The 25,614-nt window shown below is 60.2% G+C and carries 27 protein-coding genes, 2 tRNA genes and 3 pseudogenes; 16 read left to right on the forward strand and 16 right to left on the reverse strand.

The window, feature by feature from the left end; genetic code table 11:
- Window positions 1–31 precede the first annotated feature (31 nt).
- The 7 genes from ahpF to APH27_RS13185 form a co-directional block, all read right to left on the reverse strand.
- Window positions 32–1,594 carry an alkyl hydroperoxide reductase subunit F gene (gene ahpF / locus APH27_RS13155; RefSeq protein ID WP_060485039.1) on the reverse strand — a complete coding sequence of 521 codons (1,563 nt, stop codon included), beginning with the start codon at window positions 1,592–1,594 and terminating at the stop codon, window positions 32–34.
- 189 nt (window positions 1,595–1,783) lie between these two features.
- The gene (gene ahpC, locus APH27_RS13160; protein WP_004375926.1) at window positions 1,784–2,347 is read right to left on the reverse strand and encodes an alkyl hydroperoxide reductase subunit C; all 564 of its coding nucleotides are present in this window, start codon (window positions 2,345–2,347) and stop codon (window positions 1,784–1,786) included.
- Between the two features lie 311 nt (window positions 2,348–2,658).
- Window positions 2,659–4,014, reverse strand: coding sequence for a glutathione-disulfide reductase (gene gorA, locus APH27_RS13165; protein ID WP_060485040.1), 1,356 nt, complete (start codon window positions 4,012–4,014; stop codon window positions 2,659–2,661).
- A 99-nt stretch (window positions 4,015–4,113) separates the two neighbouring features.
- Window positions 4,114–4,953, reverse strand: coding sequence for a UTP--glucose-1-phosphate uridylyltransferase GalU (galU, locus tag APH27_RS13170; RefSeq protein ID WP_027920529.1), 840 nt, complete (start codon window positions 4,951–4,953; stop codon window positions 4,114–4,116).
- Between the two features lie 196 nt (window positions 4,954–5,149).
- On the reverse strand, window positions 5,150–6,070 hold the full coding sequence (locus APH27_RS13175) for a c-type cytochrome (RefSeq protein WP_027920530.1): 921 nt from the start codon (window positions 6,068–6,070) through the stop codon (window positions 5,150–5,152).
- Complete coding sequence (locus APH27_RS13180; protein WP_060485041.1) at window positions 6,067–6,717, reverse strand: cytochrome c; 651 nt, start codon at window positions 6,715–6,717, stop codon at window positions 6,067–6,069. Before APH27_RS13180 ends, APH27_RS13175 begins: the two co-directional genes overlap by 4 nt.
- Before the next feature lie 145 nt (window positions 6,718–6,862).
- Complete coding sequence (locus APH27_RS13185) at window positions 6,863–7,222, reverse strand: hypothetical protein (RefSeq protein ID WP_060485042.1); 360 nt, start codon at window positions 7,220–7,222, stop codon at window positions 6,863–6,865.
- A gap of 159 nt (window positions 7,223–7,381) precedes the next feature.
- Between APH27_RS13185 and APH27_RS13190 the strand changes: the two genes are divergently transcribed.
- From APH27_RS13190 to csrA, 8 genes are all read left to right on the forward strand, one after another.
- Window positions 7,382–7,684, forward strand: coding sequence for a DUF1883 domain-containing protein (locus APH27_RS13190; RefSeq protein WP_027920533.1), 303 nt, complete (start codon window positions 7,382–7,384; stop codon window positions 7,682–7,684).
- Window positions 7,685–7,692: 8 nt separating this feature from the next.
- Window positions 7,693–7,863, forward strand: a complete 171-nt coding sequence (locus APH27_RS26605; protein WP_165837353.1) for a hypothetical protein — start codon at window positions 7,693–7,695, stop codon at window positions 7,861–7,863.
- A 24-nt stretch (window positions 7,864–7,887) separates the two neighbouring features.
- Window positions 7,888–8,964 (forward strand): nitronate monooxygenase family protein, encoded by a 1,077-nt coding sequence (locus tag APH27_RS13195; RefSeq protein WP_027920534.1) that lies wholly within the window; start codon window positions 7,888–7,890, stop codon window positions 8,962–8,964.
- Window positions 8,965–9,130: 166 nt separating this feature from the next.
- Window positions 9,131–9,889, forward strand: a complete 759-nt coding sequence (modA, locus tag APH27_RS13200) for a molybdate ABC transporter substrate-binding protein (protein ID WP_060485043.1) — start codon at window positions 9,131–9,133, stop codon at window positions 9,887–9,889.
- Window positions 9,889–10,569 carry a molybdate ABC transporter permease subunit gene (gene modB / locus APH27_RS13205; RefSeq protein ID WP_027920536.1) on the forward strand — a complete coding sequence of 227 codons (681 nt, stop codon included), beginning with the start codon at window positions 9,889–9,891 and terminating at the stop codon, window positions 10,567–10,569. Before modA ends, modB begins: the two co-directional genes overlap by 1 nt.
- Before the next feature lies 1 nt (window position 10,570).
- A complete protein-coding gene (modC, locus tag APH27_RS13210; protein ID WP_060485044.1) occupies window positions 10,571–11,662 on the forward strand; it encodes a molybdenum ABC transporter ATP-binding protein in 1,092 nt (363 codons plus the stop codon).
- 57 nt (window positions 11,663–11,719) lie between these two features.
- Window positions 11,720–12,742 carry a DNA topoisomerase IB gene (locus APH27_RS13215; RefSeq protein ID WP_027920538.1) on the forward strand — a complete coding sequence of 341 codons (1,023 nt, stop codon included), beginning with the start codon at window positions 11,720–11,722 and terminating at the stop codon, window positions 12,740–12,742.
- A gap of 254 nt (window positions 12,743–12,996) precedes the next feature.
- Window positions 12,997–13,194 carry a carbon storage regulator CsrA gene (csrA, locus tag APH27_RS13220; protein WP_012315047.1) on the forward strand — a complete coding sequence of 66 codons (198 nt, stop codon included), beginning with the start codon at window positions 12,997–12,999 and terminating at the stop codon, window positions 13,192–13,194.
- A 70-nt stretch (window positions 13,195–13,264) separates the two neighbouring features.
- On the opposite strand, the gene APH27_RS13225 is transcribed toward csrA, so the two are convergent.
- The 4 genes from APH27_RS13225 to APH27_RS13240 form a co-directional block, all read right to left on the reverse strand.
- Entirely contained in the window at window positions 13,265–13,618 is a 354-nt protein-coding gene (locus tag APH27_RS13225; protein ID WP_027920539.1) for a response regulator, read from the reverse strand.
- Window positions 13,619–13,630: 12 nt separating this feature from the next.
- Window positions 13,631–15,076: an ATPase domain-containing protein gene (locus APH27_RS13230; RefSeq protein ID WP_060485045.1), complete on the reverse strand. Its 1,446-nt coding sequence runs from the start codon at window positions 15,074–15,076 to the stop codon at window positions 13,631–13,633.
- Between the two features lie 5 nt (window positions 15,077–15,081).
- Complete coding sequence (locus APH27_RS13235) at window positions 15,082–16,242, reverse strand: nitrogen regulation protein NR(II) (protein ID WP_060485046.1); 1,161 nt, start codon at window positions 16,240–16,242, stop codon at window positions 15,082–15,084.
- Window positions 16,243–16,326: 84 nt separating this feature from the next.
- A complete protein-coding gene (locus tag APH27_RS13240) occupies window positions 16,327–16,599 on the reverse strand; it encodes a hypothetical protein (RefSeq protein ID WP_027920542.1) in 273 nt (90 codons plus the stop codon).
- 161 nt (window positions 16,600–16,760) lie between these two features.
- Between APH27_RS13240 and APH27_RS25885 the strand changes: the two are divergent.
- Window positions 16,761–16,948: pseudogene (locus APH27_RS25885) on the forward strand (transposase); the annotation flags it as partial.
- A 420-nt stretch (window positions 16,949–17,368) separates the two neighbouring features.
- Here APH27_RS25885 and APH27_RS26415 read toward each other — a convergent pair.
- Window positions 17,369–17,554, reverse strand: a complete 186-nt coding sequence (locus tag APH27_RS26415) for a hypothetical protein (protein WP_156335881.1) — start codon at window positions 17,552–17,554, stop codon at window positions 17,369–17,371.
- 75 nt (window positions 17,555–17,629) lie between these two features.
- Here APH27_RS26415 and APH27_RS13250 point away from each other — a divergent pair.
- Window positions 17,630–17,714 (forward strand) — tRNA-Leu (locus tag APH27_RS13250).
- 479 nt (window positions 17,715–18,193) lie between these two features.
- Window positions 18,194–18,607 carry a DoxX family protein gene (locus APH27_RS13255; RefSeq protein ID WP_027920544.1) on the forward strand — a complete coding sequence of 138 codons (414 nt, stop codon included), beginning with the start codon at window positions 18,194–18,196 and terminating at the stop codon, window positions 18,605–18,607.
- 1 nt (window position 18,608) lies between these two features.
- Here APH27_RS13255 and APH27_RS13260 read toward each other — a convergent pair whose 3' ends face one another.
- A complete protein-coding gene (locus tag APH27_RS13260) occupies window positions 18,609–18,803 on the reverse strand; it encodes a hypothetical protein (protein ID WP_060485048.1) in 195 nt (64 codons plus the stop codon).
- Window positions 18,804–19,429: 626 nt separating this feature from the next.
- On the opposite strand from APH27_RS13260, the gene APH27_RS13265 reads away from it, so the two are divergent.
- Window positions 19,430–20,104, forward strand: coding sequence for a polysaccharide lyase family 7 protein (locus APH27_RS13265; protein ID WP_027920546.1), 675 nt, complete (start codon window positions 19,430–19,432; stop codon window positions 20,102–20,104).
- A 914-nt stretch (window positions 20,105–21,018) separates the two neighbouring features.
- Entirely contained in the window at window positions 21,019–21,894 is an 876-nt protein-coding gene (locus tag APH27_RS26420) for a hypothetical protein (RefSeq protein ID WP_156335882.1), read from the forward strand.
- 304 nt (window positions 21,895–22,198) lie between these two features.
- Here APH27_RS26420 and APH27_RS26860 read toward each other — a convergent pair.
- Window positions 22,199–22,390, reverse strand: a pseudogene (locus APH27_RS26860) (hypothetical protein); the annotation flags it as partial.
- Here APH27_RS26860 and APH27_RS13275 point away from each other — a divergent pair.
- A pseudogene (locus APH27_RS13275) lies at window positions 22,378–22,905 on the forward strand (tyrosine-type recombinase/integrase); the annotation flags it as partial. The pseudogenes APH27_RS26860 and APH27_RS13275 sit on opposite strands and share 13 nt — an antisense overlap.
- A 97-nt stretch (window positions 22,906–23,002) precedes the next feature.
- Here the strand turns inward: APH27_RS13275 and APH27_RS13280 are convergent.
- Window positions 23,003–23,076, reverse strand: a tRNA-Cys gene (locus APH27_RS13280).
- Window positions 23,077–23,229: 153 nt separating this feature from the next.
- On the reverse strand, window positions 23,230–24,249 hold the full coding sequence (gene sohB, locus APH27_RS13285; protein WP_027920547.1) for a protease SohB: 1,020 nt from the start codon (window positions 24,247–24,249) through the stop codon (window positions 23,230–23,232).
- 196 nt (window positions 24,250–24,445) lie between these two features.
- On the opposite strand from sohB, the gene APH27_RS13290 reads away from it, so the two are divergent.
- Together APH27_RS13290 and APH27_RS13295 are read left to right on the forward strand one after the other, a co-directional pair.
- On the forward strand, window positions 24,446–25,156 hold the full coding sequence (locus APH27_RS13290) for a histidine phosphatase family protein (protein WP_027920548.1): 711 nt from the start codon (window positions 24,446–24,448) through the stop codon (window positions 25,154–25,156).
- Window positions 25,157–25,210: 54 nt separating this feature from the next.
- Window positions 25,211–25,528: an SCP2 sterol-binding domain-containing protein gene (locus APH27_RS13295; RefSeq protein ID WP_027920549.1), complete on the forward strand. Its 318-nt coding sequence runs from the start codon at window positions 25,211–25,213 to the stop codon at window positions 25,526–25,528.
- Window positions 25,529–25,614 lie beyond the last annotated feature (86 nt).

Genomic DNA, 25,614 nt, shown 5'->3' on the forward strand with positions numbered 1-25,614 from the left:
CGGCTTTAGCCGCGAAGAGGCCGGTACAGACTTACGCCGGCGCCGAAGTGCGGATCAGGTGATCGAACGCCGCCAGCGAGGCCTTGGCGCCCTCGCCCACCGCGATAACGATCTGCTTGTACGGCACAGTGGTCACGTCACCCGCGGCAAACACACCCGGCACACTGGTCTGGCCCTTGGCGTCGACGATGATCTCGCCACGCGGCGACAGCTCGACAGTACCCTTGAGCCAATCAGTGTTCGGCAGCAGGCCGATCTGCACGAAGATGCCTTCCAGCGCCAGGTCATGCACCTCATCGGTGGTGCGATCCTTGTAACGCAAGCCCGTCACCTTTTCACCATTGCCGACCACTTCGGTGGTCAACGCACTGGTGATCACCTTGACGTTGGGCAGGCTGTGCAGCTTGCGCTGCAGCACTGCGTCGGCACGCAGTTGGCTGTCGAACTCGATCAGCGTCACCTGGGCGACGATACCTGCCAGATCGATGGCCGCTTCCACACCCGAGTTGCCGCCGCCAATCACCGCCACACGCTTGCCCTTGAACAGCGGGCCGTCGCAGTGCGGGCAGTAGGCCACGCCACGGGAGCGGTATTCCTGCTCGCCCGGCACATTCATTTCGCGCCAGCGGGCGCCAGTGGCGAGGATCACCGTCTTGGCCTTGAGCGAGGCGCCGCTGGCCAGGCGCACTTCATGCAGGCCGCCGTCGGTAGCCGGAGTCAGCGCTTCACCGCGCTGCAGGTTCATGATGTCGACGTCGTACTGCTTGACGTGCTCTTCCAGTGCCGTGGCCAGCTTCGGCCCCTCGGTTTCCTGTACCGAGATGAAGTTCTCGATGGCCAGGGTGTCGAGTACCTGGCCGCCAAAGCGCTCGGCAGCCACACCGGTACGGATGCCTTTGCGCGCGGCGTAGATGGCCGCTGCAGCACCGGCTGGGCCACCACCCACCACCAGCACGTCGAAGGCGTCCTTGGCGTTGATCTTCTCGGCCTGGCGGCTGCCGGCGCTGGTGTCGATCTTGCCAAGGATCTCTTCAAGGCCCATGCGGCCCTGGCCGAACAATTCGCCGTTCAGGTAGATGCTCGGCACCGCCATGATCTTGCGCGACTCGACTTCATCCTGGAACAACGCACCGTCGATAGCCACGTGCCGCACGTTGGGGTTGAGCACGGCCATCAGGTTCAGCGCCTGGACCACGTCCGGGCAGTTCTGGCACGACAGCGAGAAGTAGGTTTCAAAGGTGAATTCGCCTTCCAGCGCCTGGATCTGCTCGATCACTTCGGCACTGGCCTTGGACGGGTGGCCACCGACTTGCAGCAATGCCAGCACCAGCGAGGTGAATTCGTGGCCCATGGGGATGCCAGCGAAGCGCAGGCTGATATCGGAACCCGGGCGGTTCAGCGAGAACGAAGGGCGACGCGCATCGCTGCCATCCGCGCTGAAGGTAATGAGGTTCGACAGGCCGGCGATTTCCACCAGCAGGTCGTGTAATTCGCGGGACTTCGCGCCGTCGTCGAGGGAGGCAACGATCTCGATCGGCTGGGTGACCCGCTCCAGGTAGGTTTTCAGTTGCGATTTAAGCGTGGCGTCCAACATACGGGCGATTCCTTTTTCAAAACTCGGATACAAAAACGCCCAGGCGCGTTCGCCCGGGCGTTCTTACGGGGCGGTGGGTACTTCAGCTTTGGCGGCTGCGCACCGCCCGCCACTGGCGCATGACCGGATTTTCGTTCGAGAAGTGCCTGCGCGGGATGGTCGTTGCGCAGGCGCTTATCGGGCGAAAATTTAGATCTTGCCGACCAAGTCCAGGGAAGGAGCGAGAGTAGCTTCGCCTTCTTTCCACTTGGCCGGGCAGACTTCACCTGGGTGAGCGGCAACGTACTGGGCAGCCTTCACCTTGCGCAGCAGTTCGGCTGCATCGCGGCCAACACCACCGTCGTTCAGTTCGACGATCTTGATCTGGCCTTCCGGGTTGATCACGAAGGTACCGCGATCCGCCAGGCCGGCTTCTTCGATCAGGACGTCGAAGTTGCGCGAGATGACGTGGGTCGGGTCACCGATCAGTGGGTACTGGATCTTACCGATGGTGTCCGAAGTGTCGTGCCAGGCTTTGTGGGTGAAGTGGGTGTCGGTCGAAACACCGTAGATTTCCACGCCCAGCTTCTGGAACTCGGCGTAGTTGTCGGCGAGGTCACCCAGTTCGGTCGGGCAGACGAAGGTGAAGTCGGCCGGGTAGAAGAACACGACGGACCACTTGCCTTTCAGGTCGGCTTCGCTGACCTGAACGAACTCGCCCTTGTGGTAGGCGGTGGCGTTGAACGGTTTGACCTGGCTGTTGATGATTGGCATGAGAGACGCTCCTTCATGGGGTTGGAATCAGTTGATGGAGAGAATCCTAACCGCTGGTCCCCGTAAAGGCTCATTGGCAAAGCTCATGCTTGTGATTGGTTTTGGCTATAACCGCACATATTTAATAGAAGGGAATGGGCTGAGCAAACGGTGGCGAGGATGGCGCCGTGCCCTGTAGGAGCGGCCTTGTGTCGCGAGAGGGCCGCATAGCGGCCCCAGCAACATCAGCTTTGACGCCGATATCCTGGGGCCGCTATGCGGCCCTTTCGCGACACAAGGCCGCTCCTACAAAGGCACAGCGCCAGGTGCGGTCAGCGGGTGACGGTGCGCATGGTGACAAACTCTTCGGCAGCGGTCGGGTGCACGCCGATGGTCTCGTCGAACTGCAACTTGGTCGCGCCAGCCTTCAAGGCAACACCCAGGCCCTGGATGATTTCGCCGGCATCCGGGCCGACCATGTGGCAGCCCAGCACCTTGTCGGTCTCGGCATCCACCACCAGCTTCATCAGGGTCTTTTCCTGAATGTCGGTAAGGGTCAGCTTCATGGCGCGGAAGCGGCTTTCGAAGATCTGCACCTTGTGCCCGGCTTCCAGTGCCTGCTCTTCAGTCAGGCCGACGGTACCGATCGGTGGCTGGCTGAACACGGCAGTCGGGATGTTCTGGTAATCCACCGGGCGGTATTGCTCAGGCTTGAACAGCCGCCGTGCCACGGCCATGCCTTCGGCCAGCGCCACCGGGGTGAGCTGCACGCGGCCGATCACGTCGCCAATGGCGAGGATCGACGGTGCGGTGGTCTGGTACTGCTCGTCGACGCGGATGAAGCCGCGGGCGTCCAGCTCCACGCCGGTGTTTTCCAGGCCCAGGTTGTCGAGCATCGGGCGCCGACCGGTGGCGTAGAACACGCAATCGGCGATCAGCTCGCGGCCGTCCTTGAGGGTGGCTTTCAGGCTGCCGTCGTCAAGCTTGTCGATGCGCTGGATGTCGGCGTTGAACTGCAGGTTCAGGCCGCGCTTTTCCAGCTCTTCCTTGAGGTGGGTACGCACCGAGCCGTCGAAGCCGCGCAGGAACAGGTCACCGCGATACAGCAAGGTGGTATCGGCGCCCAGGCCCTGGAAGATGCCGGCGAATTCGACGGCGATGTAACCACCGCCGACCACCAGCACGCGGCGCGGCAACTCGTTGAGGTAGAACGCCTCGTTGGAGGTGATGGCCAGTTCCTTGCCCGGAATGTCCGGCACCTGTGGCCAGCCGCCGGTGGCAATCAGGATGTGCTCGGCGCTGTAGCGCTGGCCGTCCACTTCCACTTCATGGGCGCCGGTGAAGCGGGCATGGCCTTGCAGCAAGGTGACGCCGCTGTTCACCAGCAGGTTGCGGTAGATGCCATTGAGGCGCTCGATCTCGCGGTTCTTGTTGGCAATCAACGTGCCCCAGTCGAAGTGGCCCTCTTCCAGGGTCCAGCCGAAGCCTGCGGCCTGTTCCAGCTCATCGGCGACATGGGCGCCGTACACCAGCAGTTTCTTAGGCACGCAACCGACGTTGACGCAGGTGCCACCCAGGTAGCGGCTCTCGGCCACTGCCACTTTTGCACCGAAGCCCGCAGCGAAGCGCGCCGCACGCACACCACCGGAACCGGCGCCAATCACGAACAAATCAAAATCGTAGGCCATGTATTCACTCTCCTAGGCAGGCGCCCAGCATACCGCCGTTGCCCGCCGCAAACAAAAAAGCCACCCCGAAGGGTGGCTCCTTGAACCCGCATGGGCGTATCAGTACGCCTTGCCGGCCTTGTAGAAGTTCTCGAAGCAGAAGTTGGTCGCCTCGATGTAGCCTTCGGCGCCACCGCAGTCGAAACGCTTGCCCTTGAACTTGTAGGCGATCACATCGCCATTGGCAGCCTGCTTCATCAGCGCATCGGTGATCTGGATCTCGCCGCCTTTGCCTGGCTCGGTCTGTTGGATCTTGTCGAAGATGTCCGGGGTCAGGATGTAGCGACCAATGATCGCCAGGTTCGACGGTGCATCTTCCGGCTTCGGCTTTTCGACCATGGAGGAGACGCGGAAGATACCTGGCTTGATCTCTTCACCGGCGATGACGCCGTACTTGTTGGTTTCCTGCGGGTCGACTTCCTGGATGGCGACGATCGAGCAGCGGTATTTCTTGTACAGCTCGACCATCTGCGCGAGCACGCCGTCGCCTTCGAGGTTGACGCACAGGTCGTCGGCCAGCACCACGGCGAACGGCTCGTCACCGATCAGCGGGCGGCCGGTCAGGATGGCGTGGCCCAGGCCCTTCATTTCGGTCTGGCGGGTGTAGGAGAACGAGCACTCGTCGAGCAGGCGACGAATACCGACCAGGTATTTTTCCTTGTCGGTGCCCTTGATCTGGTTTTCCAGCTCGTAGCTGATGTCAAAGTGGTCTTCCAGGGCGCGCTTGCCGCGACCGGTGACGATGGAAATCTCGTTCAGGCCAGCATCCAATGCTTCTTCAACGCCATACTGGATCAGTGGCTTGTTGACCACCGGCAGCATTTCCTTGGGCATGGCTTTGGTAGCAGGCAGGAAGCGAGTGCCGTAACCGGCTGCCGGGAACAAGCATTTCTTGATCATAAACATCCTTAAACATAGGCGAGGCCTGTGGAATTCGGCGCAGTCTAATCAGGCGGCATGCAGCTTACAATGCCCTTCCTGTGACGACCGTTGCCATCATAGAGATAACCCAGTGTAGATAGTTCCAAAAAGTTCGTGAAAATCCCGTCATCCGGCCCCTGCGCGGCAGCCGCGAAAAGGCCGGCGCAACGTGATTTCAGCGACCGCTGCCCTGCCCGACCAGCACCCCGTCGACCTGCTGGCCATACAGGTTGACGCCGTCGTTGGCGTGGAACTTCAGCCGTGTCTTCTCGATGGAACCGTCCACCAGGCGCGGGTCCTGGGGGCGCTCGTGGCGGTTCACCCAGGCGGCCACGTCCCAGGCTTGCTGATCGCTCAGGCTGCCCGGCTTGCCCAGTGGCATGTTGTACTTGATGAAGGATGCGGCGGTATTGATCCGGTGCATGCCTGCGCCCCAGTTGTAGGAGTCCTTGCCCCAGAGTGGCGGCATCACATACTCACCGGCCACCTGCTGCCCCTCGCCGTTGTCACCGTGACAGATGGCGCACTGTTCGCGGTAGACCTGCTGGCCGCGCTTGAAGTCGTAGCCGCCTTTTGGCTGTGGCACCTCGGGGTAGCCGCGACCGGCGATTTCCACACCGGTGGGCGCCTTGGTCGAAAGCCAGTAGGCGTAAACCGACAATGCGGTCATCTGCGGGCTGTCGGCAGCTGGCGGATTGCCGTTCATGCTGAACTGGAAGCAGCCCTGGATGCGCTCGGCAAAGGTGTTCACCTTGTCGTTCTTCTTGCGGTAGGCCGGGTACATCGGATAGGCGCCCCACAGCGGCGCTGAATGCGCCAGGCGGCCCTGGTCGAGGTGGCAATTGCTGCAGTTCATGCCATTACCTACGGCCTCCGGCATCAGTCGGCGGGTATCGACGAACAGCGCGTGCCCCTCGCGGACCATCTTGCCAAAGGCATTGTCCGGCAGCTCGCTTTCGGCGGGTGGTGCGAACTGTGGCGCGGCCTGGGCACCGGGGACCTTGAGTTGCGACTGGTCCTCCATGGCGATGGGTGCCTGATTGGCTAAGGTATTGCTCGCAGCCAGCAGCAGTAACGTTGGCAACAGGGTTCTCATGGCTTGACCTCCGGGCTGGCGGGTTGGGCGAAGTACTCGGCAATCGCCTTGACTTCGGCGTCGGTCATGGCCTTGGCCACGCCTGCCATCAACTGGTTGGGGTCATTGCTGCGGCTGCCATCGCGCCAGCCGTTGAGCTGTGCCATCAGGTAGGCAGCAGGCTGCCCGGCCAATGGTGGGAAGTGCTCACCGACGCCGCTGCCGCCTGGGCCATGGCACTGCACGCAACCGGGGATCTGCCGGCTCCAGTCACCGTAGAGGGCCAGGCGCTCGGTGGGGTTGCCTGCGATCTGCTTGCGGCGCAGGCCTGGGGCAGGAGCACCTGGCAGCCCGGCCAGGTAGCGGCTGACGGCCTCGATCTCATCGGTGCTCAGGGCTTTGGCCAGCGGCGCCATGACCGGCTGTTGGCGGCTGCCATTGCGCCAGTCATGCAATTGCTTGCTCAGGTATCCGGCCGGCAGGCCAGCCAGGCGGGGGAACCCTGCGGCGGCAACCCCTTTGCCGTCTGGACCATGGCAACCCAGGCAGGCCATGGCGGCGGGGTTGGCCCCACCCTGGGTAAAGATTTTCTGACCATCGGCGGCATGCGCCGCGGGCCAGGCCAGGATCAGCAGGCTGCCGATCACGACGCGACTCAACGGTGTCATCACGAATCTCCATTTCTTTTGTTATAAGCTTAGGCTTAAAAAACATAAGCAAATGGATACTAGCCCTGTAAGGGAATTCGCAACAACGCTCAAGCCGACCAAGTGATGGCTATTAGCCTTTTAACCGAGCATCCGTTGAGCCAGATCAACTACCAGAGATGCACGCGGTCGTCGCCTCGCGTACATCACCCGGGCGCAGCGGAAAATTGTTCATGCGCTCATGCAGCTTGATGCTGCTGCCGCTGCCGCGTTTGTGGATGTCGAGCAGCGCTGCCGGCCCGGAACCTGCCGTGAGCTTTTGCGGCACGATCAGACGCACGCCATCATCTCGTTGCTCCTCCACCAATGGGTCACGGCTTTTGGCCAGGTGCGCCTTGATGCAATCGGCATATTCGCGCGGCGTCTTGCCAGACATGACATCCATGGTTTCATGGGATTGCTCAAGTTCCGACACACTGACACAACCACCCAGCGCAAGGAACAACGCCGCCACCGTCCACTTCATTTGACGCACCTCGAATGACAAGAGAGCGTAGGACAACAACCAGGCAGTTTTGCTCCCCATCTTGGCCGTTTTATCTGCCTGGTGCCATCAGGCGCGGCAGCGTAAGCCGACATCGTGGTATCTTTCGCGTTTGCAGAACCAATCCTTGCGGAGCACCCCATGAAATTCGTACACCAGCGCGAGCACCTCAACGAGGACGATATCGTCGTCATCGAGTGCTCCCAGCGCTGCAACATCCGCCTGATGAACGACGCCAATTTCCGCAGCTTCAAGAACGGCGGCCGGCACACCTACCACGGCGGCCACTTCGAGCGCTTCCCGGCCAAGATCACCGTGCCCAGCACCGGTTTCTGGAACATCACCATCGATACCGTGACCAGCCGCCCGATCTCGGTAACGCGCAAACCGACCCTGACCCACAAGATCAAGATCATCCGCCGCTCGTCGTCGAAACTCGGATAAGGCCCACCATGACCCAGAACATCAAATACGTCATCAAGTACAAGCTCGACGGCCAGCGCCGCTGGGACTTCGCGGTGATGGCAGACGCCTCCCACGAACAGGCCATGGAAGCCCTGCGCAAGATCCACGGCGAAGACGCCGAGAAGATCAGCGACATCCAGGTGAGCAAAGCCCTGTAAGGCAGCAGCAACAAGGAGAAGCGCATGAGCAACTGGCCCGACCGTCGTATCCTCGATCTGCTGGGCATCGAGTTGCCCATTCTCCAGGCGCCAATGGCTGGTGCCAGCGGTTCGGCCATGGCGATTGCCGTGGCCAGCGCGGGGGGCCTGGGCGCCCTGCCCTGCGCCATGCTCAGCGGCGAGCAGCTGCGTGGCGAGATCGAAGCGTTTCGCGCCGCCTGCCCTGGCCTGCCACTGAACCTGAACTTCTTCTGCCACCAGCCACCAGCCCCCGACCCCGAGCGGGACGCCCGCTGGAAGCAGGCATTGAAGCCGTACTACGCCGAAGTCGGCGCCGACTTCGCCGCGCCTACGCCCGTTTCCAATCGCGCCCCCTTCGATGAACAGAGCTGCGTGCTGGTCGAGCAATTGCGGCCGGAGGTGGTGAGCTTTCACTTCGGTTTGCCGCAAGCAGCGCTGCTGCGGCGGGTAAAGGCCAGCGGTGCCAAGGTGCTGTCCAGCGCCACCACGGTAGAAGAAGCGCTGTGGCTCGAAGCCAATGGCTGCGATGCGATCATCGCCATGGGCTATGAAGCCGGTGGCCATCGCGGCATGTTCCTCAGCGACGACATCACCAGCCAGATTGGCACCTTCGCCCTGGTGCCGCAGATCGCCGATGCGGTGCGATTGCCGGTGATCGCTGCTGGCGGCATCGGCGACCATCGTGGCCTGGTGGCGGCCCTGGCACTGGGCGCCAGCGCGGTGCAAATCGGCACGGCCTACCTGTTCTGCCCGCAAGCCAAGGTCTCCCCTGCCCACCGCCGGGCATTGGACAGCGCACCGGCCAGCGACACAGCGTTGACCAACCTGTTCACCGGGCGCCCGGCGCGTGGCATCAACAACCGCATCATGCGCGAGCTGGGGCCGATGAGCGAACTGGCGCCGCGCTTCCCGCTGGCCGGCGGCGCCCTGATGCCACTGCGGGCAATTACCGATGCCCAGGGCAACAGCGATTTCAGCAACCTGTGGTCGGGGCAGGCATTGCGCCTGGGCCGGCATATGCCGGCCGAGCAGCTGACCCGGGAGATTGCTTCAAAGGCATTGGCGCAGATTGCTCGATAAGGTTTTCATCCAGTGCCGGCCTCTTCGCGGCGGTTCGACGCGAAGAGGCCAGCACTGCCAATACCTGATTCCCAGGTTATAACTCCTCCTCCAGCCCCTTCCCGACAAATGGCTTATCGCTATATAGTTCACACCATAACGATAACCACCTCAAGGAGCTGTCTTCATGCGTATCCGCCCGTTCCACTTGGCCGTCACCGCCCTGGCCAGCCTGATCTCCCTCAACAGCGCCTGGGCCGACGAGGTGCAGGTCGCAGTCGCGGCGAACTTCACCGCGCCGATCCAGGCCATCGCCAAGGACTTCGAGAAGGACACCGGCCACAAACTGGTCGCCGCCTATGGCGCCACCGGGCAGTTTTACGCGCAGATCAAGAACGGCGCGCCGTTCGAAGTGTTCCTCGCTGCTGACGACAGCACCCCGAAGAAGCTGGAAGAGGAAAAGGAAATCGTCCCGGGCTCGCGCTTCACCTACGCCACCGGCACCCTGGCCCTGTGGTCGGCCAAGCCAGGCTACGTGGACAGCAAGGGTGAAGTACTGAAGAAAAACCAGTTCCAGCACCTGTCAATTGCCAACCCCAAAGCCGCGCCTTACGGCCTGGCCGCCACTCAGGTACTGGACAAGCTGAAGCTGACCGAGGCCACCAAGAGCAAGATCGTCGAAGGCCAGAACATTACCCAGGCCTTCCAGTTCGTCTCCACCGGCAACGCCGAACTGGGCTTCGTTGCCCTGTCGCAGGTCTACAAGGATGGCAAGGTGACCGAAGGTTCGGCCTGGATCGTGCCCGCCAACCTGCACGAGCCCATCAGGCAGGACGCGGTCATCCTCAACAAAGGCAAGGACAACGCTGCCGCCAAGGCCTTGGTCGATTACCTGAAAGGCCCGAAAGCGGCTGCGGTGATCAAGTCCTACGGTTATGAAATCTGATGCCACTGGACGCCAGTGACTTCGGCGCCGTCTGGCTGACCATCAAACTGGCCAGCCTGACCACGTTGATCCTGCTGATCGTCGGCACGCCCATCGCCTGGTGGCTGGCGCGCACACGCTCTTGGCTACGCGGGCCGGTGGGCGCGGTGGTGGCGCTGCCACTGGTGCTGCCGCCGACGGTGATCGGCTTCTATCTGCTGATCGCCCTCGGCCCGCACGGCTGGCTCGGCCAGGCGACCCAGGCATTGGGCCTGGGTACCGTGGTATTCAGCTTCACGGGCCTTGTGATCGGCTCGACGGTGTACTCCATGCCGTTCGTGGTGCAGCCGCTGCAAAACGCGTTCGCGGCCATCGGCCAGCGCCCGCTGGAAGTGGCCGCGACCCTGCGCGCCAGCCCCTGGGACACGTTCGTCCACGTGGTGCTGCCACTGGCCCGCCCCGGTTTCGTCACCGCCAGCATCCTCGGCTTTGCCCACACTGTGGGTGAGTTCGGCGTGGTGCTGATGATCGGTGGCAACATCCCCGACAAGACCCGTGTGGTCTCGGTGCAGATCTTCGATCACGTCGAGGCCATGGAATATTCGCAAGCTCACTGGCTGGCCGGTGCCATGCTGGTGTTCTCGTTCCTGGTGCTGCTCCTGCTTTACGCTGGGCGCCGTAGCAAGGCAGGCTGGAGCTGAAATGACCGGATCCATTGTGGCGCGCCTGCAACTGGCGCGCGACGACTTCACCCTTGATGTCGACCTGCAACTGCCCGGGCGCGGCATCAGCGCGCTGTTTGGCCACTCCGGCTCGGGAAAGACTTCGTGCCTGCGCTGCCTGGCCGGCCTGGAGCGGGCGGCCAGTGCGTATATCGAGGTCAACGGTGAGGTCTGGGAAGACAGCGCCCGTGGCCACTTCCTGGCACCGCACCTGCGCCCGGTGGGCTACGTGTTTCAGGAGGCCAGCCTGTTCCCCCACCTGTCGGTGCGCGGCAATCTGGAGTTCGGCTGGCGGCGCATTGCCGTGGCCGAGCGCAAGGTCAGCCTCGACCAGGCATGCCAACTGCTGGGCATCGGCCACCTGCTCGAACGCAAACCGGCCACCTTGTCGGGCGGCGAGGCACAACGGGTCGGCATTGCCCGGGCATTGCTCAGCAGCCCGCGGCTGCTGTTGATGGACGAGCCGCTGGCGGCGCTCGACGGGCCACGCAAGCGGGAGATCCTGCCGTACCTCGAACGCCTGCACGACGAGCTGGATATCCCGCTGGTGTATGTCAGCCATGCCCAGGACGAAGTGGCGCGGCTGGCCGACCATTTGGTGCTGCTGGAGCAAGGCCGGGCCATGGCCAGCGGGCCAATCGGCGAGACTTTGGCCCGCCTTGACCTGTCACTGGCTCAGGGCGAGGACGCCGGGGTTGTCTTCGAGGGCGTGGTCGTCGGCCATGATCCGCACTACGACCTGCTCGACCTGCGCCTGCCCGGCAGTGACGCGCCGCTGCTGCGCATCGCCCATCCGGCGCACAGCATGGGCAGCACCTTGCGGGTCAAGGTCCAGGCCCGTGATGTGAGCTTGGCTCTGCGCGCCGACAGTACCTCTAGCATTCTCAACCGCCTGCCGGTGCGGGTGCGCGAAACGCGCCCGGCGGACAACCCGGCGCATGTACTGGTGAGCCTGGATGCCGGCGGCAATGCCTTGCTGGCACGCATCACCCGCTTCTCGGCAGACCAGCTTGACCTGCACACGGGCCAGGCGCTGTTCGCGCAAATCAAGTCGGTGGCCCTACTGGGCTGAGCATCATCGAAGCGGCTGTTGTCCATTGATCAATGACCTGATCGAGGCCTGCCGCCGATGCTCGACTGCCCTTTGCCACCCAGCCTGCACTATGTCGACGACAGCCAGCCGGGCCTGACCCGGCGTCGCTGGCGCGACCGCTTCATCTACCTCGACGCCCAGGGGCAGCGCGTGCGCGACAGCGAAACCCTGGCGCGCATCGCCGCGCTGGTGATCCCGCCGGCCTACACCGATGTGTGGATTTGCAGCGACCCGCAGGGCCATCTGCAAGCCACCGGCCGCGACGCTCGCGGTCGCAAGCAGTACCGCTACCATACCCAGTGGCGCGAACTGCGTGACCAGCACAAGTACGGGCGCATGCTGGCCTTTGCCCAGGCCCTGCCAAAACTGCGCGCGCAACTGCAAGTGCACCTGGCCCGCCCGGGCCTTGATCGAGAGAAAGTCATGGCGCTGGTGGTGAGCCTGCTCGACCACACGCTGATCCGCATCGGCAACCAGCGCTACCTTCGCGACAACAAGTCCTATGGGCTGACCACCTTGCGCAATCGCCACGTTCAGGTACAGGGCAGCACCGTGCGCTTCCAGTTCCGCGGCAAGCGCGGCGTGGAGCACACCGTCACGCTGCGTGATCGACGCCTGGCCAACCTGCTCAAGCGCTGCCTGGAGCTGCCCGGGCAGGCGCTGTTCCAGTACCTGGACGACGACGGCCAGCGGCACAGCATTGGTTCCAGCGACGTCAACCAGTACCTGCAACAGCTGACCGGCGCCGATTTCACCGCCAAGGACTACCGCACCTGGGCCGGCAGCAGCCTGGCGCTGAGCCTGCTCAGGCCGCTGGCCTGGGAGCCGGAGAGTGAGGCCAAACGCCAGGTCGCGAGCATCGTCAAACAGGTGGCTGCACGCCTGGGCAATACCCCGGCGGTGTGCCGGCGCTGCTATATCCACCCTGCCGTACTTGAGCATTATGCCCTTGGGCGCCTGGCCGACTTGCCTGGGCGCCGCGTGCGCAAGGGATTGGATGCCGAAGAGGTGGCTTTGTTGCTGTTTCTTCAGGCCTTGGAAGCAAAATCCGATGATTGAGCCGAACTATGCAGCCCATCATGCAGAGAAATTTCCCATTAAGGCCGAAGCCCCCTATTCTTGCCATCGAGCACCTTCGCCGACACGCTTAACAGCATTTACCTCGGCACCTGCGACTAAAGACACGCAACAGAATTTGTCTTTCGGGGAATTACTATCCGCCGAAAGCGTCTTTAATGAGAAGGAAGAGGGACAAGCTCCCACCGTTGCGGCCCAATGGCCCGACGGTTTTCTACATCACCAAGGAGAACTACATGCTGATACTCACCCGTAAGGTTGGCGAAAGCATCGTCATCAACGATGACATCAAAGTCACCATTCTGGGCGTAAAAGGGATGCAGGTGAGGATTGGCATCGATGCGCCAAAGGATGTTCAGGTGCACCGTGAAGAGATCTTCAAGCGCATCCAGGCCGGCAGCCCGGCTCCGGAAAAGCACGACGACCAACACTGACCTGAGCGCCTCGCTTCAAGCCGCACGGACGCGCTTGATCGAATGGCCGGCGCAAGCCGTTACCTGAACCTCAGGTGCCGAGCAGCTCGCGCACCTTGGCGATCAACTTGTCCATGTCGAACGGCTTTTCGAACACTGCAGCGAACAGCTCGGGGCGCCCTTGGCTGGCCTGGGCGCCGCTCATGAGGATCACCGGCAAGTCAGGCAGCTCCAGTTCGTCGCGAATCGCCCGCACCAGCTCCTCACCATTGAGTACCGGCATCATGTAGTCGGTGATCACCAAGTCCACACGCTTTTCCTTCAGCGCCTCCAGGGCCTTGCGCCCGTTGCTCGCCTTTTCCACCAGAAAACCTTCGTCCTCCAGAGCAAAGCCGAGGATATCGGCGATCAGGTATTCGTCATCGACGATCAGGATTGTGTTCATCGGCAGGCTCCCTCAGCCACCCCCTTGCGGCACAGGAGTACCCGAAAGCACGCCGCTGGCACCCTCGAACGCCTTGCGCAGGCTGATGCCCTGCGGCCCGATATGCAGCTCGTGCAACGCGGGGTCGTGATGACTATCACGCACTTTCAGGATCGACAGCATGCGCCGCAACTGCGAGTCCAGCTCGACGAAGCGCATCAGCATGAGGTTGTCGACGATGCTCGACAGGTCCGGCGCCGGGGCGGTGATTTCCGATCCGAAGAGATCGCGCATTTCCCAGGTGAGCATGACGCTGACATCTCGCGCCCGCAGTTCGCCTGCCAAGGCCCGGAAGAACGCATTGAGCCGCGCCGGGTCGGTCGCCAGGCGGCTGAATGCCCCCAGGCTGTCGATCAGTACGCGCTTGCTGCCCTGCTGCTCGACATGCTTGAGCAAACGCGCGCCGACCTGGTCCAGCAGGCCTTCGGTGGTCGGTTGCCAGCACAGCTGCAACGCACCCGTGCGCTCCTGAGCGGCAAAGTCGTAGCCCAGCGATGCAGCCTTGAGCCGCAGCCTGGCGGGCGTTTCGTAAAAGCCAAAATGCAAGGCCGGCTGCTCGGCGCTGGCTGCCGCCAAAAACGCCAGGCCCAAGGAGGTCTTGCCGATCCCCGAGGGCCCCATCAGCAGGCTCACCGAGCCCTGCGTCAGGCCCCCGTCCAGCATTTCGTCCAATGCTGCGACACCCGTGGACACCCGGCTCGTGGAGGCGGAGCCCAGCTGGCTGGGGTGACTGTATAGCGCCTCCAGACGCGGATATACGTGCATCCCTGATTCATCAATCAGGCACTCGTGACGCCCGGACAATGCCCCGCTGCCCCGCGTCTTGCGCAACTGCACGTGGCGCACCGCTCGGCTACCAACCAACTGCTCGCCCAACTCGATCACGCCATCGACCATGGTGTGTTCCGGGCTGTTGTCATCCAGCCGGGCACTGGTCAGCAATAGCACGGTACAACCGGCAAAGGCCGCATGCCCCTGCAGTTCCGAGACGAACTTCTTGGTATCCAGGGCAGTTTCCGCGCGCACCCGAGCATTGAGCACACCGTCGACGATCAGCAGGCTGGCCTGTTGCTTGCCGATTTCCTGGCGCAGCAACCTGACCACTGCATCGAGCCCCTCCTGTTCCAGGGTATCGAAGGCACTGACGAACTGGATCTGGTCACCTATCAGGGCCGGGTCGAAGAACTCGAGGGTCGACAGGTACTGGAACAAGCGCTCGTGGGACTCGGCGAGCAAAGTCGCCACCAGCACCTTGCCACCGTCGCGCACATGGCTGCAGGCCAACTGGTTGGCGAGGATGGTCTTGCCCGCTCCGGGCGGCCCCTGAACAATATAGGAAGCACCCGCCACCAAGCCGCCCTTGAGCAGCGCATCGAGCCCTTCGATCCCCGTGACCAGCCGCTTGAGTGCCTGCACCATGGTAGCTACCTGTCGTCTTGTGCGCCCGAACTGGGCTGATAGGCCGGCAGATACAGGCGCATGCACGTGCCTTGGCCGAGCGTGCTGTCGACACTGATGGCGCCATTGCTCTGCTTGGCAAAGCCATAGACCTGGCTAAGGCCAAGGCCAGTGCCCTTGCCGAAAGGCTTGGTTGTGAAGAATGGCTCGAAGATCCGCGGCAGTACCTGAGGGTCGATACCGTCCCCGCTGTCACGGATTTCGAAGCATACGAATGTGCCGTGCAGCCCCTCCACCTCGCCCGCCAGCTCCAGCGCGCAGACCGCCAGGCCTATTGTGCCGCGCTCGCCGATCGCATCACGGGCATTGAACAGAAGATTGAGCAGCACCATCTGCAATTGCCCGGTATCCACCTCGATCAGCGGCAGATCGGGCTGCACGTTCTCCTGCAGTACGATTTCACGCGGCAAGGCGTGCTCCAGCAAGCCACGCGTGGACTCCAGCAGCTTGGTCGGGGCGATGAGCGAGACATCGAGCTGCCGGTAGCGGGCGAAACTGAGCAATTGCTGGGTCAGCTCGGTGCCGCGCTGACCGGCATCGAGAATATGCTCGAGCATGCGCAGCACCCGCGCCGGGTCTTGGCTGGCCTGCGCCAGGCGCGCCGAGTTGATGATGATGGTCAGCAGGTTGTTGAAGTCATGTGCCAGGCCACCGGTGAGCTGGCCCAGCGCCTCGAGCTTCTGCGCCTGGAACAGCTGGGCGCGCACGGCGTCGAGCTGCAGCGCAGATTCGCGCCGATCGGTAATATCACGGGTGACCTTGGCCAGCCCGACGACTTGCCCTTGTTCGTCGCGGATCACATCGAGCGCGGCCAGGGCCCAGAACTGCGTGCCGTCCTTGCGCACACGCCAACCTTCGTCCTGTGCCACGCCCTGCTCCAGCGCCTGCTTGAGCAGGCGCTCCGGGCGCGCTTCGGCGCAATCCTGCGAGGTGAAGAACAGCGAGAAATGCTGGCCGATGACTTCTTCGGCGCGGTAGCCCTTGATCCGTTGGGCACCTGCGTTCCAGGACACTACATGGCCGGTGGGGTCGAGCATGTAGATGGCGTAATCCACCACAGATTGCACCAGCTGCTCATAGCGGCTGGCGGGCATGACAGGGTGATCGATGCAGTCGGCTGAAACCATGCAAACTCCACAGGCACAGCGAAAGGGGCCTGATTAGCTTAGCCAAGCGTACTCTTCTGCAACAGCGCACGCTGTAACAGATTATCAACGCTCAGGTTCTATCAACACCGGGCTGACACGCCGCGGCATCGCCACTTTCAGCAGCCACAGGCCCACCACCATGATCAGGCCGCCACCTGCCAGCGCCATCAAGCGCTGCGGTTGCGGGTGTTCGGCATCGAAACCGAGCATCAACAGGTAGCCACCGAGGCTGATCAGGCTGAGGTACAGAAAAGCGCCCACCAGCAAGACCTGCGCAAACAACAGGCGCCAGCACCACCGAGGGCGGACAGTGCGCCCGGGAACAGCCTGTGACATGGCTCAGCACCCGTTGGATCCAATAAGGTGGGCAACAGTGGCTTAATGATAGCAAGGTGTCAATTACCCATTCGATCGACCCCCTCATGCCTTTGATCATGGGTGCTGCAATTCATCTCATATAAATGACCTCCACCTCTTTACAGGCGTGTCCGAACAGCCAGGCTCGAGACATGAGCGATGAAGATCGGTTGAGAATACGCCAGGAGTTGGCAGTACCTATTATCAAAGCACTGCATGAGTGAATCTTGGCCCAGCGCGACCTGGCGCCCAACGGATCAGCCACGGCCAAAGCTCTCGACTACAACAGCCGCAACGCTGTGTAGCGCTAACGCGCCACCTGGACGATTGCCGCCGTCGATTTGATGGACGGGAAGGTCCGTGGCCGATTGATTGTCGACGTAAACCGCTAGATCGGCTACCTCACACTCGGCAAGCGCCCCTACTTTGGTTGGATCGGTTTACGACAGCCAGGCCAAATAGCGGCGCGTGCTCTTCCAACCACGGGTGCAGCTAATCACGATAGCACCGGAGGTCATCCAGGGAGCCCATAGGGCCGATGTAGTTATCGTAGGCCTTCGTATAATCGCCAATAGTGCTTTTAGCACGCCTAGCTTTATTAGCAATCATTGATTTAGCCTTATTAATAGTAATGCTTTCCTCCAGACTCCTTTTATGCGCCTCAACCAAAATCACATCGCGGTTAGCGTAGGTCTTTTCCGCAACCGCTCTAATAACGGGTCGTTTCGTAGACGTGTAGTCGAAGACGTCAATCTTGCGCCGCTGATCGTTGCCGTTGACCTTTCGGATGACATAAAAAGGTTTTTCCACCGGCTTTAGTGACGCGTACAGCTAGGCCTTTTGTATGAGTGTCATACACATAAACCTCAGACTTACCCTCCGGGCAAGCCAGGTTTCTAAGCGCATCCTTGGTAAAATTAATCTTCAATGCCACGCCCACACTCCTTCCCAGCGTCTAAACCGTTGATTTCCGCATGATTTTCGTGTCTAATCGCGTTCTTAACATCGCGCCCCGATGGTGAAATTGGTAGACACATCGCACTTAAAATGCGCCGCCGAAAGGTGTGCCGGTTCGAGTCCGGCTCGGGGCACCACGAAACACCCCCTCCCTCACAATACCAAGCCGTCAGCGCCACACACCCACTGATCTGTCTTTCATGCCTAAGCTATGTGGGCCTTCACATGCCTTGAGGCTGTCTAAATAACGATCAATGCATCCCACTCGATAGCTTGGTAGCTCTTGTGGTAGCTGGCTTGGTAGCTACGCCGGCAGCTCAACTCAGCTTCCAACAGGCCTGCTAAGCCCTCACAAGCCCTCGGCGCGGTGCGATACTCACCACAAGGCCTTGATTTTCAGAGCTTTCAGCTCAAGCAAGCCAAGCTCAGCTCTTGTAAGCGGAGCGAGGGGCAGCATGACTTGAAATCTGTCGGCGTGAGCCTTGCGGGTTCGAGTCCCGCCACTCGCACCAAACTTCTTCGAAAAGGCGCCCTTGCGGCGCCTTTTCGCTGCCCGGCAGCAATTCTCTGCGCAACTGCTAGAGTGGAGTTTGTCTACATCCACCGGTATGCCGCCATGCGCTACTCCTTGTTCGATGGTCAACGCGACATCATCCTGCTGCTTGCCCGCGTGCTGCTCATGATCCTCTTCGTCCTATCGGGCTGGGCCAAGCTCACCGGCTTCGAAGGCACAGTCGGCTACATGACCTCGCTCGGCGCGCCTGCGCCGATGCTGGCGGCAGCGGTTGCGGTGATCATGGAATTCATCGTCGGCATCCTGCTGATCCTGGGCTTCTACACACGCCCGCTGGCCTTCCTGTTCGCCTTGTTCGTGCTGGGCACTGCGCTGCTTGGCCATCCATTCTGGAACATGGTCGACCCGGAGCGTGCCGCCAACATGACCCAGTTCCTGAAAAACCTCAGCATCTGCGGCGGCCTGCTGGCGCTGGCAGTCAGTGGCCCAGGGCGCTTCTCGATCGACGGGCGCTGATTCAGTCGTCCAGGTCGTCGTGCCAGGCTGGGTGATCGCGCTCTTCGTCATCGAGATCATCCAGCAACTCTTCGTCCTCCTCGACTTCGTCCTCGGCGCCTTGGGCGTCAGCTTCAGGGTCGAAGTCCTCATAGAGGAATTCGTGATCGAGCAGATGATCGTGCTCGGGTTCGTGCAGGTCGTCTTCGTCGCGCATGGTGGCTCCTGAAAATTTGGCACGCCTGTATAGGCGCATCGTATGTCGCGGTCAATGGGGCAAGGTTAATGCTGACTTAACCGACCGGCCTCAGGCTCAAATCTCTCCCTTCAAAACGTTCATTGCCCGCCTTCATGGCGGGCTTTTTTTTTGCTCATGGAGGTTGCCGACACACCTTCAACGTGAAATTCACGAGTTCACCACAAGCACTGCGGCACTCTGACACTGCTCCGTACGTTCTTTAGACCCGCCACTGGTTGGCGGGTTTTTCTTTTTCCGGGTACAGGAAATGTGTACGAAAAGTTGTCGCATCACTTGCCTTCGCACACGCGAACGACGCCGCCATCGCAAGAAAACCTGAGCAAAGCCCGGCCCTGCGCCGGGCTTTTCTTTGGCGGCTACCCACAGACCCAAGCCTCTTTCTTACCCGTCATCACGCTTTACGCAATTCCAGGGGTTGAAAAAAGATCGGCCAGAGATACTGTATATCCATACAGATAAAGCCTATTCACCGCGCTTCAAATCATCCGCCTGCGCATTCACGAGTGCCCAACCGGATGCGGAGGAACGCATCAGGGTTGGAAGGCAATCGTGCCAGGCCAATGATTTTATCGTCAGGAGTATTTATGACCGTAAACATCAGCAATCTAACGATCGCTACCCCAGTGGCAGTCTCTTCAACGAACCCCGTCGCACTTGAGCTCAACGGCGCCGAAGCGATCGCCCAGTACCCGAGCGTGGTGAAAGTGCTCAGTGACGGGTCGATCCAGTTTTCGGCACCGACCAAAGGGGCTTCAAGCAAGAGCACCCACAGAACGCGTTGCGAGTGGTCCGAGACACAGAACTGGACGCTAGGCAGCGCCCCCGATCACTGGAATCGCCAGACCATGGCGCTGACCAAGGTCAACTCGGCGCAAAAGGTGGTGATCAGCCAGATGCACGTCAGGGGGGATGACAGCCCGCCGGTGAAGGTGTTCTGGAACAAGGGCAACATCACCCTAGGCTTCCGGGCGTCTTACAACCAGACCAACCCGGTGAACAGCACCCTCTTGCAGGGCGTGCCACTCGGCACAACGTTCGACGTGATCATTCACGCCACCGCTGCGGGCGTGGTGAAGGTGACCGCCAGGTGCAATGGTGTGTCCAGAACCTCAAGCGAACTGCAGCTTGATGACACCTGGGATTCGCGCCTGCTCGAGTTTCATGGCGGGATCTACAACCAAGTGGACTACACCGACGCGACGCCGGCCACCGATGGCTCTGTGTGCATCATCAGCGAACTGTCGCTAAGCCATGGCTGAATGCCGCGCAAAATGAAAAACCCCGCACATTTTCATCTGCGGGGCTTTCGAATGGTGGAGGCCGAGGTCGGAATCGAACCGGCGTAGACGGATTTGCAATCCGATCCAAGAATTGCCGCCTCGTGGGGTCTGTATCGAAAAAACAGTTCCAAAACGAGTCTGGATTTACTCGCCTACAAACCGCACTCTAAAAGGGTCGCCGTTTTAGTTTTGGAACCATTTTGGACCATCTTCCCCCACCCTCCAGTAATGCAGTAGCGCAAAAAGCAGACAACCAGCCGCGCTTAATCCGGCATGGGTCGGCCCCCCCCTTGTTCTCTACTGCCAACATCACCATGCGCTATGCCATGGGGTTTAGCGAGTGGGGATATGTTGATTTTGCTAGCCCAAACTCGCCTCCCCCCCACCGAAACGCATCGATTGGTTCGCGAATTGCTCCGGCGCTAATCCTAGACCTCCCATGAAGGGGAAACGTCACAGCCAGGCCTCGTACTGAAAGGTTGGCTGTTTATGATCTGGAAGCGGTTGCCACGCCTCCGACGTTCAGCCCATACATTTCGAAACGCCTCCCGCAAACCGACGGCAGACACTGCCCGCCGAAATAATCTAGGAGCCAGGCTCATCGAGTTCGAGCAATGCTTACCACTTGGTGGCACGGCCACACTAGAACATGCGGGACAGTACAATAGGTGCAGCCCTCGAGTCATCGTTGATACGTTTGCCTCCTCCTTAGAAATCTCTAGACTCGCTCACTTTGGCATTTAAACGGTATAGTATTGAGGGCTTTCAATTGGTTCATAACTGAAAACACGGAATCTTGAAACCAAAGTCTGGGAAGCACATGATAACTCGCCCCGACATAACACCAACAAGCAACAAAAACAAGCCTCCAACACAAGAAACTCGAAAAGAAAATGAGCATTACAGCACAGCATAAACACCTCTTGAGAACATGGTACTTCTGGGTATTTCTTTTACCTCCATTAATTATTGGAGTCATTCTTATGTTTGCCATTATACATGCCGAACCAAAGATGACCTCCTGTTATACATCGCAATGTATTCAAACTTTCTTTAATACATTCAAATTTCCTATTGCAATAATGGGCTCATCCCTTCCTTTAGTAGCCATGATTGCAGCCATCCATCGCTCCCTCGAAGCAAATCACCAAATAAATCTAGTCTCAGCCCAATATGCTGAAAACATAAAAAACAATCGCTTCGGAAACTACTTAAAACATAGGGAGGGGTTTGACAAAATCATACAGGCAGTATGTACCCACGACGCAAAAGGGAAAGACATGGAGATAATTGTCGACAGCGCAACTCTCTATGGTGAAGTTTTCCCAAGTAGTGGCTACAGAAATGTGGACTGGAACGGCGAATGGAGTCAGGCGTGGCTAAACAAGGTAAACTCAGCTGCCGAAAAAATGGTTTCCGAGATGAAGAAAGCTTCAACCGACGACTTTAATGCATCAGCCTTTTTCCAAGCAGGCACAACTTTGGTTCGCACCCTACGAATTACTTCCGAGCCATTTATATCGATTGGACTAAAAGGTAAAGTCCCAATTCTTCTTCCGAACCATCCCGACATTGGCATATCAATAATGTCTGGCTTTGCAAATAGCATCGGGATCTTAATTGTGATCAGAAGCTATCTGGGCCACAATGATTCTGGGGACTTGATGATGGGCGATTGGTTTGAAGAAACAGTCAACAAACTAAACAGCCAGACTGAAATATTCGACTTCAAAAAGCCCAAAACTTCAAACAACAAAAATTCAAAATAATAAGGAACAAGCTTTCCGCTGGTGGGTGGATTTGGCTGCATCTGGTAGGACATGACCTCATTACTTCTGTTCGACTCACTATAGGGCGATCAACCAGTAACCGCCTTGATCGGCAGCGCCGACTTGTTGCCACGGAAAAGTTCCAGTTACAACGCTGCCAGCCCCTGCTTGCAGTACTCCAGCAGTAGTGCGGAGAATCGACCTCAGGCCGCGCCACCAGCGGCCTATGCGTCGGTCCTGTCTAATATGCATTGGCGACTTTCGCCATGTAAAACCGAGAAGCTTTCCAGCGGTTTTAGACAGCCTATGCACCCCACCCCGGCGCTCTGCCAATCACTATCCGTCCTGGTTCGTCACCTTCCCAGCTTTTCAAATTCTCGTAACTGAGCAGGCCGATGTGGTACGCCTCCTCGATCTCCAATCCCCACGCCTTGGCAGCTTCGGACAGCTCCAGCATGTCGACCAGACTCTCGGCGCTCACCTCGCGCGGTGTATGAGGAGGCTCCACCGGAGCTGAAGGATGCGATGGACCTGGCATACCTGACCGGCCAGCGGCCGTCGGACGTGCTGTCTATGCGGAAGGACGATATGGAAGGGATCTACCTGCTGGTAAGCCAAGGCAAGACCGGCAAGCGACTGAGGATCGTCCTGGAAGCGAATGGCGTGAAGAACAGCCTGGGCCTGCTGCTGGACCGAATCATCCGATTCACCAGCCAGCACCTGTCACCGTTCTTCATCGTCAATGAGCACGGCAAGCGCATGAGCTGGCCCATGCTGCGCAACCGGTGGGCGGAGGCTCGCGAAGCAGCCAGGGTGAAAGCTGAACTGGAGAAAAAGCCGGACCTGGCTAACCGAATCGCCCAGTTCCAGTTCCGTGATATCCGCCCGAAGGCGGCGTCGGAGATCAACGATCTGAGCGATGCAAGCGTGCTGCTGGGCCACTCGAAAGAGGGAATCACCGAGCGCGTTTACCGCCGCGTCGGCGCGATCGCCAAGCCCTCGAAAGGCTGAAGTTTCGGAACTCCATGCCTTTTATTTCGGAACTCTTGGCTTTTTTGACCCATAAATAAAAACCCCGCAGACCTTAATCTGCGGGGCTTTCGAATGGTGGAGGCCGAGGTCGGAATCGAACCGGCGTAGACGGATTTGCAATCCGGAGCATAACCACTTTGCTACTCGGCCTCAAAGTTCGGATCTAGCTGCTTACGCTTCGCTATCTCCTTGAAACACCGCACCTTTTCAAAGTTTGCTGCGTTTCGATGGGCGCCATTATGTCTGCATTCCTTCAACCTTGCAACCCCCTGAACATAAAAAAATTTCAGTGGGTTCAAGGTGTTAGCGCAAGCGACCGAGTTTGCTCCACAACCCAACCACTGCATTCTCAACAGTGCCGCTGGCCGCCATGCCGATACGCTCCTGCAAGCTCTTGCGCTCGGCGTAGTGCAGGTGGAACAGATTGGCCGTGCGGGCGCGGTCACTGAGGTATTCGTCACTGGTCTGCAGCTCATCGACCAGCTTGCGGTTCAGTGCGGCAACGCCGAGCCAGACCTCACCAGTGGCCACCTCATCGATGTGCAACTGCGGGCGGTAGCGGGACACAAAATCCTTGAACAGCTGATGGGTGATGTCCAGGTCTTCCTGAAACTTCTCCCGGCCCTTCTCGGTGTTCTCGCCAAACACGGTCAGGGTACGCTTGTACTCGCCGGCAGTCAGCACTTCAAAGTCGATGTCGTGTTTCTTCAGCAGGCGGTTAACGTTGGGCAACTGTGCCACCACACCGATCGAACCCAGCACGGCAAACGGTGCACTGACAATCTTCTCGCCGATGCACGCCATCATGTAGCCGCCGCTGGCCGCGACCTTGTCGATGCACACGGTGAGCGGGATGCCAGCCTGGCGGATGCGCGCCAGTTGCGAAGCCGCCAGGCCATAGCTGTGCACCAGGCCGCCGCCGCTTTCCAGGCGCAACACCACTTCGTCACGTGGGGTGGCCAGGGTGAGCAGGGCAGTGATCTCGTTACGCAGGCTTTCGGTAGCGGAGGCCTTGATATCGCCATCGAAATCGAGCACGAACACCCGGCCCTTCTCATCGGCCTTGCCCTTTTTCTGCTGTTTTTCCGCCTTGGCCTGCTGCTTGCGCAGGGCCTTGAGCTGAGCTTTGTCGAGCAGGCCGCTTTCCAGGCGCTCGCGCAGCTCTTTATAGAATTCGTTGAGGCGGGTGACCTGCAACTGCCCACCGGCCTTGCGCCGCCCCTTGCCACGCAAACCGGCGATGGCGGACAACACCACCAGGATGGCAATCACCAGGGTGGCGGTTTTGGCGAGAAAGCTTGCGTATTCTGCAAGAAACTCCACGTTGACTCCTTATGAACCTGCGCCCAGATCGGCGCGAAACTGTTGCAAGCATACCGTTGCGCCCGTGCCCTCGCCAGCCGAGGTAAACGCTGGCAACACAGTTCAAACAACCTTTTCAAACGCTTGTATGTTTTTTCGTTGACAGCCTGTGTAGCGCATCCTAACCTCGCAGCAACCTTCAACGCCGGATACCTCAGTGGGCAATCTCTACCTGATCCGACATGGCCAGGCCTCCTTCGGTGCAGACGACTACGACGTCCTCTCCCCTGTCGGTGTGCGCCAGAGCCAGGCCCTCGGCGAACATCTCGCCCAGCTCGGCCTGCGCCTGGACCGCTGCGTGGCCGGTGACCTGCGGCGCCAGCAGGACACTGCCCGGCACGCGCTGCAGGCGCTGAGCACAGGTGGTTGCGCGGTGCCGGCCATTGAGACCGACCCGGCCTTCAATGAGTTCGATGCCGATGGCGTGATCCGCGCCCTGCTCCCCGGCCTGTTGGCCGATGAGCCGCACGCCCGGGATATCCTGCGCAACGGCGCGCAAAACCGCAGCGAGTTCCAGCGCCTGTTCGCGCTGATGGTGCAACGCTGGCACGCTGGTGAACATGCCGATGACGGCCTGGAAACCTGGCAAGCGTTCACCGACCGGGTCGAAGCCGGCTTGCAGCGTGTACTGGGCAGCGCTGGCAGTGGCGACAACATCGCCGTGTTCACCTCCGGCGGCACCATCGCCGCCCTGCTCCACCTGATTACCCGAATCACCCCCAGCCAGGCCTTTGCGCTGAACTGGCAGATCATCAACACGTCGCTAAGCCAGCTGAAGTTCCGCGGCCGCGACGTGGCACTGGCTTCCTTCAACAGCCAAGCACATGTGCAGCTGTTGAGGGCGCCGGAGCTCATCACCTACCGTTGAGCCCGGCCCATAGTGTCCCTGCGGACGCGACTATCACTTAACAAGGAAAACACCATGAGCGATGTAGCTAAAGCCGTCGAGGCGATGAAAGCAAAATTCAACCCAGCTGCTGCGGCTGGCCTGGACCTGGTGTTCGGCTTCAACATCACCGACGAAGACAAGCACTATGCGCTGCTGGTCAAGGACGGTACCTGCGAGATCCAGGAAGGTGAAAACCCGGATGCCAACTGCACCCTGGTACTGGACAGCGAAACCCTCAAGGGCATCGTCAGCGGTGAAACCGACGGCATGCAGGCCTTCATGGGCGGCAAGCTGCGCGTCGAAGGCGACATGATGCTGTCGATGAAACTCAGCGAGCTGTTCCCTTCCTGAGTGATGGGCACAACCCATGATGAGAAAACCGAAGCCTGACCGGCTTCGGTTTTTTTTTGCCCGGCATTCGGTGCAGTGATCGACCA

The organism is Pseudomonas sp. NBRC 111123 (genome assembly GCF_001320205.1).
Taxonomy (GTDB): Bacteria; Pseudomonadota; Gammaproteobacteria; order Pseudomonadales; family Pseudomonadaceae; genus Aquipseudomonas; species Aquipseudomonas putida_J.

Excerpts from the sequence above, each read along its gene's own strand:
- ahpF (WP_060485039.1), bottom strand. The coding sequence starts at position 1,594 with ATGTTGGACGCCACGCTTAAATCGCAACTGAAAACCTACCTGGAGCGG.
- ahpC (WP_004375926.1), bottom strand. The coding sequence starts at position 2,347 with ATGCCAATCATCAACAGCCAGGTCAAACCGTTCAACGCCACCGCCTAC.
- gorA (WP_060485040.1), bottom strand. The coding sequence starts at position 4,014 with ATGGCCTACGATTTTGATTTGTTCGTGATTGGCGCCGGTTCCGGTGGT.
- galU (WP_027920529.1), bottom strand. The coding sequence starts at position 4,953 with ATGATCAAGAAATGCTTGTTCCCGGCAGCCGGTTACGGCACTCGCTTC.
- APH27_RS13175 (WP_027920530.1), bottom strand. The coding sequence starts at position 6,070 with ATGAGAACCCTGTTGCCAACGTTACTGCTGCTGGCTGCGAGCAATACC.
- APH27_RS13180 (WP_060485041.1), bottom strand. The coding sequence starts at position 6,717 with ATGACACCGTTGAGTCGCGTCGTGATCGGCAGCCTGCTGATCCTGGCC.
- APH27_RS13185 (WP_060485042.1), bottom strand. The coding sequence starts at position 7,222 with ATGAAGTGGACGGTGGCGGCGTTGTTCCTTGCGCTGGGTGGTTGTGTC.
- APH27_RS13190 (WP_027920533.1), top strand. The coding sequence starts at position 7,382 with ATGAAATTCGTACACCAGCGCGAGCACCTCAACGAGGACGATATCGTC.
- APH27_RS26605 (WP_165837353.1), top strand. The coding sequence starts at position 7,693 with ATGACCCAGAACATCAAATACGTCATCAAGTACAAGCTCGACGGCCAG.
- APH27_RS13195 (WP_027920534.1), top strand. The coding sequence starts at position 7,888 with ATGAGCAACTGGCCCGACCGTCGTATCCTCGATCTGCTGGGCATCGAG.
- modA (WP_060485043.1), top strand. The coding sequence starts at position 9,131 with ATGCGTATCCGCCCGTTCCACTTGGCCGTCACCGCCCTGGCCAGCCTG.
- modB (WP_027920536.1), top strand. The coding sequence starts at position 9,889 with ATGCCACTGGACGCCAGTGACTTCGGCGCCGTCTGGCTGACCATCAAA.
- modC (WP_060485044.1), top strand. The coding sequence starts at position 10,571 with ATGACCGGATCCATTGTGGCGCGCCTGCAACTGGCGCGCGACGACTTC.
- APH27_RS13215 (WP_027920538.1), top strand. The coding sequence starts at position 11,720 with ATGCTCGACTGCCCTTTGCCACCCAGCCTGCACTATGTCGACGACAGC.
- csrA (WP_012315047.1), top strand. The coding sequence starts at position 12,997 with ATGCTGATACTCACCCGTAAGGTTGGCGAAAGCATCGTCATCAACGAT.
- APH27_RS13225 (WP_027920539.1), bottom strand. The coding sequence starts at position 13,618 with ATGAACACAATCCTGATCGTCGATGACGAATACCTGATCGCCGATATC.
- APH27_RS13230 (WP_060485045.1), bottom strand. The coding sequence starts at position 15,076 with ATGGTGCAGGCACTCAAGCGGCTGGTCACGGGGATCGAAGGGCTCGAT.
- APH27_RS13235 (WP_060485046.1), bottom strand. The coding sequence starts at position 16,242 with ATGGTTTCAGCCGACTGCATCGATCACCCTGTCATGCCCGCCAGCCGC.
- APH27_RS13240 (WP_027920542.1), bottom strand. The coding sequence starts at position 16,599 with ATGTCACAGGCTGTTCCCGGGCGCACTGTCCGCCCTCGGTGGTGCTGG.
- APH27_RS13255 (WP_027920544.1), top strand. The coding sequence starts at position 18,194 with ATGCGCTACTCCTTGTTCGATGGTCAACGCGACATCATCCTGCTGCTT.
- APH27_RS13260 (WP_060485048.1), bottom strand. The coding sequence starts at position 18,803 with ATGCGCGACGAAGACGACCTGCACGAACCCGAGCACGATCATCTGCTC.
- APH27_RS13265 (WP_027920546.1), top strand. The coding sequence starts at position 19,430 with ATGACCGTAAACATCAGCAATCTAACGATCGCTACCCCAGTGGCAGTC.
- APH27_RS26420 (WP_156335882.1), top strand. The coding sequence starts at position 21,019 with ATGAGCATTACAGCACAGCATAAACACCTCTTGAGAACATGGTACTTC.
- APH27_RS13295 (WP_027920549.1), top strand. The coding sequence starts at position 25,211 with ATGAGCGATGTAGCTAAAGCCGTCGAGGCGATGAAAGCAAAATTCAAC.